Below are 7,532 nucleotides of genomic sequence, written 5' to 3' on the forward strand. Positions count from 1 at the left end.
GGAATCCCATGACTGAACCACGCCCAGTTCGCGAGGGTCCCCTGCGTGTGGGAATGGTGGGCTACGCCTTTATGGGCGCCGCCCACTCCCACGCCTGGCGGACCGCACCGCGCTTCTTCGACCTGCCGTTGCAACCGACCTTGACGGCCCTCGCCGGCCGGAATCCGGAGGCCGTCAAGGCGGCCGCCAACAAGCTGGGCTGGGAGTCCACGGAAACGGACTGGCGGGCCTTGATTGAGCGGGACGATATCGACCTCATCGACATTTGCTCGCCCGGCAACACCCACTCTGAGATCGCCATCGCCGCGCTCGAGGCAGGAAAGCACGTGCTGTGCGAGAAGCCGCTCGCGAACTCCGTAGCCGAAGCTGAGCGGATGACTGCTGTTGCGGAGGCCGCCGCCGCGCGGGGCGTTCTGTCGATGTGCGGCTTCAGCTACCGCCGAACGCCGGCCTTGGCGCTGGCCAAGAAAATGGTCGACGACGGCAGGCTGGGCGAAGTTCGCCACGTCCGCGCACAGTACTTGCAGGACTGGCTGTCCGACGCCGATGCTCCGTTGACCTGGCGGCTCGACAAGGAGAAGTCCGGTTCGGGATCACTGGGGGACATCGGCGCGCATTCGATCGATACGGCGCAATGGATCACCGGACAGAACATCACGGGCGTTTCCGCTCTGTTGGAGACCTTCGTCAAGGAACGGCCAGTGGGTGGAGAGTTTGTGGGGCTCGGTGGCCACGGGGGTTCAGACGGTCCCCGCGGACCGGTGACCGTGGACGACGCAGCGATCTTTAGCGCGCGATTCGACGGTGGAGAGTCCGGAGCCGGTCCTATTGGTGTCTTTGAGGCGACCCGCTTTGCGCTCGGCCGGAAGAACGCCATGCGCATTGAGCTCAATGGCACCAAGGGATCGCTGGCCTTCGACTTTGAGGACATGAATTCGCTGTCCTTCTACGATGCGGAGGACGGGCCCGAGTCCGGCTTCCGCAAGATCATTGTCACCGAGCCGGAACACCCATATACCGGAAATTGGTGGCCTACCGGGCACGGCCTGGGCTATGAGCACCTGTTTACACACCAAGTGGTGGACCTCATCGGTGCGATCGCGTCCGGTACCCAGCCATCGCCGTCGTTCGCTGAGGCGCTTCAGGTCCAGCGTGTGCTGGCGGCGGTGGAGGCCAGCGCCGGTGCCGGCAGCCAATGGACGGAGGTCTGATCATGGGCCGACCAATCACATTGTTCACAGGCCAGTGGGCCGACTTGCCGTTCGAAGAAGTTGCCCGGCTCGCGGGGGAGTGGGGCTTTGACGGGCTGGAGATTGCCTGTTGGGGCGACCATTTGGATCCCGTGCGCGCGGCTTCGGATGATTCTTATGTACGCGACCGGCTCGAGATCCTGGAGCGCAACGGACTCGCAGTCCACGCGATCGCCAACCACCTCACGGGCCAGGCCGTCTGCGATGACCCGATCGACGAGCGGCACCGCGACATCCTGTCCCCAGCGGTGTGGGGTGACGGCGAGTCCGAGGGCGTGCGGACCCGCGCGGCGGAAGTCATGAAGGCCACGGCACGGGCGGCGGCACGGCTGGGTGTCCGGACGGTCACCGGTTTCACGGGCTCATCGATTTGGAAGTGCGTGGCGATGTTCCCGCCGGCGTCCGACGCCATGATCGAGCGTGGCTACCAGGACTTTGCCGAACGTTGGAATCCGATTATCGATGTGTTCGATGAAGTAGGTGTTCGGTTTGCGCTGGAGGTCCATCCTTCGGAGATCGCTTATGACTATTGGACGGCGAGGCGGACTCTTGAGGCGATCGGACATCGTGAGAATTTTGGGCTGAATTTTGATCCTTCGCATTTCATTTGGCAGGACCTGGATCCTGTGATGTTCCTGCAGGACTTTGCGGAGAAGATTTTCCACGTTCATGTGAAGGAATCCGTGCGGCAGCTTAATGGCCGAAATGGTCGCTTGGGTTCGCATTTGCCATGGGCTGATCCGAGACGGGGCTGGGACTTTGTGACCGCTGGCCACGGGGATGTCGCTTGGGAGCCGATTTTCCGGACATTGAACGCCATCGGCTATGACGGGCCAACCAGCATCGAATGGGAGGACGCAGGAATGGATCGACTGGTTGGGGCGCCACAGGCGCTGGGCATGGTCCGTGACCTTGCCAAGATCACCCCACCCCTTGCAGCTTTCGATGCGGCTTTTGCCACTCGCTAATTCTTTTGAAGGAAATTAATGACAAACCACACTAAAATCGCGCTTGTGGTGCGCGGCGGTTGGGACGGGCATCAGCCTGTAGAGGCCACGGAGCTCTTTATCCCGTATTTGAAGGCCAACGGCTACGAAGTCCGGGTGGAGGAATCGCCCAAAATCTACGCCGATGCCGAGTACATGGCCACCGTGGACCTGGTGATGCAGTGCATGACCATGTCCACCATCGAAAAGGACGAGTTCGAGGGGCTGCGCACGGCCGTTGAGAACGGCACTGGCCTGGCGGGCTGGCACGGCGGCATCGCCGACTCATACCGGAACACCTCGGACTACCTGCACTTGATCGGTGGCCAGTTCGCCTGCCACCCGGGCAAACACCCGGACGAGCGGATCGGCGAGCAATCCGACAACTATGTTCCGTACACCGTGAACATGCTTCCCGCTGCGGCTGGGCATCCGATTACGGCCGGTATTGGCGACTTCGAGCTGGTCACGGAGCAGTACTGGGTGCTCGCCGACGACTACATCGACGTGCTTGCCACCACCACGCAAAAGGTCCGGGAGTGGGATCCCTGGCACCGCGAAGTGACTTCTCCGGCGATCTGGACGCGGAAGTGGGGTGCTGGGCGCATCTTCGTCTGCACGCCGGGGCACAGGGTGGAAATTCTCCAGGACAGCAACGTCCGCACGATCATTGAAAGGGGCCTGCTGTGGGCAAGCCGTTGAATGTAGGGATCATCGGCTGCGGGAAGATCGTGGGCCAGTACCTCGAGAACTTCGGCCGCCTGGACGAAGTCAACCTAGTCGCAGTTGCGGACATTGACCCCGTCCGCGCCCAGGCCGTGGCCGATTCGTACGAGGGGGTCCGTGCTTTGTCCGTCGACGAACTGTTGACGGCGGACGACGTCGAACTCGTCCTGAACCTGACCATCCCGGCAGCCCACGCGGACATCGCCCTCAAAGCAATTGCTGCCGGCAAGGCCGTTTATGGAGAGAAGCCGCTGGCTGCAACGACGGCGGAGGCACGGCAGGTTCTTGAGGCAGCTAAGGCGGCTGGCGTCGTCGTCGGCTGCGCACCGGACACGGTACTCGGCACCGGGATCCAGACAGCTCGCAAGGCGATCGACGACGGCCTGATCGGCAGGCCGATCGCCGCCACCGCCACCATGGTTACGCCCGGGCATGAGCGTTGGCACCCGAACCCGGATTTCTACTACCAACCCGGCGGTGGACCTTTGCTGGACATGGGTCCCTACTACGTGTCTGCACTCGTCACGTTGCTGGGACCCGTGGTGTCAGTAACCGGCGTTGCCAGCCGGATCCGCGATGAAAGGACCATCGGATCCGGACCCCGCGCGGGCGAGACCGTGCCCGTGGAGATCGACACGCACGTGACAGGTGTTCTGGTGCATGCTTCCGGGGCGCTCTCCACGCTGGTGATGAGCTTTGATTCAGTGAAAACCAAGAGCGCGAACATTGAAGTCCACGGTGAGCTTGGTTCCCTTGCCGTGCCGGACCCCAACCACTTCGACGGCGACACACAGCTGTTCCGCCTGGGCGGCACCGAATGGGAGACCCTGCCGGTGTCAGCCGGCTACGTCGATTCCGGACGCGGCTTCGGCATCGCCGACCTGATCAGGACGGCTTCCGGGGAGGAGCCCCGAGCTGGCGGTGCCCTGGCATTCCACGCCTTGGAGATCATGGAAGCCGTACTGGAGTCCGCTCACACCGGGCGCTCGCTTCCTGTTTCGAGCACCGTGGAACGGCCGGCGTTGGTTCCGCTGACGTCCCTTGTGGGGGAGTCAGTGGCCAGCGGTACCTAAGGACCAAGGGGCTGCTGAATCTCACCACCTTTGCCACAGGGAATACGACAGGGCCCGGCGTGTCTTGGCGATGCGCCGGGCCCTGCGTTCAAAGATGGTGGATTTCGCTGGCTGGAGTGCAATCTAGCCGTTGATCACCTGTGGCACGCCCAAGGCTTTGAGACCTTCGACGCCGAATTCCAAGCCATACCCCGATTGCTTGGCACCGCCGAACGGGATTCGCGGATCAACAACACCGTGCTTGTTGATCCAGACCGTACCGGCTTGCAGGCGCGCCGCCACGTTCCGCGCCTCCGCAAGGTTCCCTGACCAGACCGAGGCTCCCAGTCCGACGTCGAGCGCGTTTGCCTGGGCGACTGCCTCATCAATGCTGCTATAGCGGATGATCGGTAGTGCGGGACCAAACTGTTCCTCGGTGACCAGCGGGTTGTTGTTGTCGATGTCGGCAACCAGGGTAGTGGGGTAGAAGTACCCGGGCTGTTCCGCGTCGGGGTTGCCGCCAATCAGTATGCGCGCGCCAGACTCGCGCGCGGCCTCCACCAAGCGCGAGACAATGTCGAATTGCTGCTTGTTTTGTAGCGGGCCAAGCACATTATTTTCATCGAGTCCTTCGCCCATGGGCATAGCGGCGGCAACGGCTGTGAGTTCGGCGCAGACGTCGTCGTAAATGTCCTCATGGACGTAGAGCCTCTTCAGCGCGGCACAGGTCTGACCCGTGTTGATGAACGCGCCCCAGAAGAGACCTTCGGCAATGGCCGTCGGGTCAGCGTCGGGGAGGACGATTCCGGCGTCGTTGCCACCCAGTTCCAGCGTCAGGCGCTTTACCGTGTCGGCAGAGGACTTGATGATCGCTTTGCCAGTGGCTGTCGAACCCGTGAACATCACCTTGCCGATCGCAGGGTGCTCGGCCAGCCGCGCACCGACGTCCCTACCGCCCGAAACAACGCTCACCAAGCCCTCAGGCAGTTCCTGGTTGATTACATGAATCAGCGCGAGTACAGAGAGCGGCGTGAATTCGGAGGGCTTCACCACTACGGCGTTGCCCATCCGCAGGGCCGGCGCGATTTGCCATACCGTGATCATCATTGGCCAGTTCCAAGGTCCAATTGCGCCCACGACGCCGATGGGCCGGTAATGCAGCTCGGCCCGTGTCTCGCCGTCGTCTACGACCGTTTCGGGCTCCAGCGGCGTGCTGGCCGCGGCACGCAACCAGGCGGCACAGCCGCCCACCTCAAAGCGGGCATTGGGACCGTTAAGCGGCTTGCCTTGCTCGCGGGAGAGCAGCGTTGCCAGTTCTTCGGCCGAGCGTTCGACGGCGTCAGCGGCCCTGAGCAGAGCGGCGCTCCGTACGTCGTGGCCGAGGGCGGCCCAAGCAGGCTGTGCTGCCGCCGCTTCGGCCACTGCAGCTTCAAGATCACGAACACCGTGCACCGGGGCCTCGCCGACAGCTTCGCCCGTGGCGGGATTCAAGATGGTGCGCGTGGGGCCTGATTCCGGGGTGATCGCGGCGAGAAGCGCATCGTAGGTTTCCATGGGTACTCCACTCTGAGTAGGGATAGCGGCCGGTCGGCGCCGCAAATTCTCCCTCAGTGTGTGTCCGGACGCCGGGTCTGGTCTTGTCTGCCCGCGAAGAGACATTGACGCGAAGCGAACAGTTGCGAAAGCGTTCCCACTTGCGGTGCAGGGTCATTTCGGATCCACCCCGTTTCGCTTCAAGTCGTCGGCGCAGTTCCGCCGTTGTGTCAGAACAGAGGTGGTGGTTCGGGCGAGGGATCGTGGTCCGGTGGCCTGGTGTCCGGAGGCGTGCGTGAGGGCTGCGGTGGTTTTATTGCGGACGCAGTCCGCCAGGGGTTTTGGAGCGGTGTGGGCGGATCGGCGGACACGCTGAAGCTGGCGGGTTCTGTAGTGTGTTTGCGGCCGAGGGGTGAGGTCCAGCTGAGGTGGCCGGTTGGGGACGCATGCCTGTAGCTCCACGCGCCGATGGATTTGAGCGCGTGGTGCTTTTTGCAGAGCAGGGCGAGGTTGCCGGGGTCTGTTGTCCCGCCGTCCTGCCATTCGATGGTGTGGTCTGGTTCGCAGGTGCTGGCGCGTCGGGTGCAGCCGGGGAAGCGGCAGGTTTTGTCGCGGTGGTTGAGGTATCTGCGGAGTGCTTGTGGTGGCCGGTAGGCGGTGCGGCCGACGCCGAGGGCTTCCCCTGTGGCGTGGTCGGTGAAGAGCCGGTGCCAGCTGGGCGCGAGAGCGGCCAGTCGGCGGGCAGTGGTGGGGTCGATGGGGCCGTAGCCCTCCAGCTCGGCCACGGCAGCGCTTTCCATTGCGGTGCCTCCGGCCGCGGTGGTGGTTTCCACGGCTGAGCGTCCGTCTCCGGTCGCGGGGGTGGTTTCCGCTGCGGTGCCTCCGGCCGCGGGGGTGGTTTCCGCTGCGGTGCCTTCGGCCGCGGGGGTGGTTTCCGCTGCGGTGCCTTCGGCCGCGGGGGTGGTTTCCGCTGCGGTGCCTTCGGCCGCGGGGGTGCTTTCCCTGGCTGAGCTTCCGTCTCCGGTCGCGGTGATGCTTTCCGCGGCTGAGCTTCGTTCTCCGGTCGCGGTGGTGCTTTCCGCTGCGGTGCCTTCCGCTGCGGTTGCGGCGCCTAGGGCGAGTCCGATGGGGATGGTGAGCACGACAGTGGGCTGGAACGGCGCGGTTCCGGGCTCGCCGGGATTTCCCAATCCGGGGATGCCGAGGAGGCGCTGGACGAGGGCGTCGGCACGGAGCTCGGACAGGGTGCGGTGTTCTGCCAGCGTGCGCGGCTCGGCGAGCGTGCCGGAGGGTTGGGGGAAGGTGCGCTGATCGGCGCCCGGGGCTCCTTGGTGAAGGATCCCGGTTCGGTCTGCCTGCGCCGTGGTGTTGGCCGCGGCGTGTGCCGGGGCCTGGGCAGCGGTGTTCGCCGGGTCTCCCTCTGTGATGCTGGCTTCGGTGGCCTGGGCTTCTGCAACGCGGGTTTCTGCTGCCTGGGCTTTGGCGGTGCGGGCGTCGTGGTCCAGGCCGTTGTAGATGGCCAGGCCGGCTTCGGCGGGCAGGTAGGCGCCCAGGGTGCACATGCCGTCCGGTTCCGGGGTGAACCAGACGCTGCGGTCCCGCCGGGCGGCGGTGGTGCGGGCCTGGATGGTTTCGGGGTGGAGGCGCTCCCGCATCCGGCGCAGCACGGTGCGCAGCTCCGCGGGGGTGCGCATCCGGCCGTGCCGGGTGCGGGTGGCGTGCAGGGCCCTGCGGGTGAAGATGTCGGCGTGGTCATCCGGGACGGTGCGGGCCTGGTCCAGGATCACCCGGGCGTGCTCGGGGTAGATTTCACCGTCTTCGAGGGCTTCGAGGACTTCCCACCGGGGGCCGTCCAGGTCTGCGGCGTCGTGCAGGGCCCGCGCGGCGGCGTGTTCGGACACGGCGCAGGGGGGTGTCAGATTGATTGTGTAGAAGCCTTTGATCGGTGATTGATCGGAGAATCATTGTGACCATGACAGATTCTG

6 protein-coding genes are annotated in these 7,532 nt (G+C 64.5%); 4 read left to right on the forward strand and 2 right to left on the reverse strand.

Going from position 1 to position 7,532, the window contains the following annotated elements:
- The first annotated feature begins 8 nt into the window (after positions 1-8).
- The 4 genes from LD110_RS18425 to LD110_RS18440 are packed head-to-tail and all read left to right on the forward strand — an operon-like array spanning position 9 to position 4,035.
- Positions 9-1,211 carry a Gfo/Idh/MocA family protein gene (locus LD110_RS18425; RefSeq protein WP_225500890.1) on the forward strand — a complete coding sequence of 401 codons (1,203 nt, stop codon included), beginning with the start codon at positions 9-11 and terminating at the stop codon, positions 1,209-1,211.
- Positions 1,212-1,213: 2 nt separating this feature from the next.
- On the forward strand, positions 1,214-2,218 hold the full coding sequence (locus LD110_RS18430; protein ID WP_225500892.1) for a sugar phosphate isomerase/epimerase: 1,005 nt from the start codon (positions 1,214-1,216) through the stop codon (positions 2,216-2,218).
- A gap of 18 nt (positions 2,219-2,236) precedes the next feature.
- Entirely contained in the window at positions 2,237-2,938 is a 702-nt protein-coding gene (locus tag LD110_RS18435) for a ThuA domain-containing protein (protein WP_225500894.1), read from the forward strand.
- Entirely contained in the window at positions 2,923-4,035 is a 1,113-nt protein-coding gene (locus LD110_RS18440; RefSeq protein ID WP_225500896.1) for a Gfo/Idh/MocA family protein, read from the forward strand. The genes LD110_RS18435 and LD110_RS18440 overlap by 16 nt, the downstream gene beginning before the upstream one ends.
- A 123-nt stretch (positions 4,036-4,158) precedes the next feature.
- On the opposite strand, the gene LD110_RS18445 is transcribed toward LD110_RS18440, so the two are convergent.
- Positions 4,159-5,568: an aldehyde dehydrogenase family protein gene (locus tag LD110_RS18445; RefSeq protein ID WP_225500898.1), complete on the reverse strand. Its 1,410-nt coding sequence runs from the start codon at positions 5,566-5,568 to the stop codon at positions 4,159-4,161.
- A 209-nt stretch (positions 5,569-5,777) separates the two neighbouring features.
- A complete protein-coding gene (locus LD110_RS18450; RefSeq protein WP_225500901.1) occupies positions 5,778-7,448 on the reverse strand; it encodes an HNH endonuclease signature motif containing protein in 1,671 nt (556 codons plus the stop codon).
- Positions 7,449-7,532: the final 84 nt, after the last annotated feature.

Source organism: Arthrobacter sp. M4, from assembly GCF_020251205.1.
In the GTDB taxonomy this organism is placed as follows: Bacteria; Actinomycetota; Actinomycetes; order Actinomycetales; family Micrococcaceae; genus Arthrobacter.

Excerpts from the sequence above, each read along its gene's own strand:
- LD110_RS18425 (WP_225500890.1), top strand. The coding sequence starts at position 9 with ATGACTGAACCACGCCCAGTTCGCGAGGGTCCCCTGCGTGTGGGAATG.
- LD110_RS18430 (WP_225500892.1), top strand. The coding sequence starts at position 1,214 with ATGGGCCGACCAATCACATTGTTCACAGGCCAGTGGGCCGACTTGCCG.
- LD110_RS18435 (WP_225500894.1), top strand. The coding sequence starts at position 2,237 with ATGACAAACCACACTAAAATCGCGCTTGTGGTGCGCGGCGGTTGGGAC.
- LD110_RS18445 (WP_225500898.1), bottom strand. The coding sequence starts at position 5,568 with ATGGAAACCTACGATGCGCTTCTCGCCGCGATCACCCCGGAATCAGGC.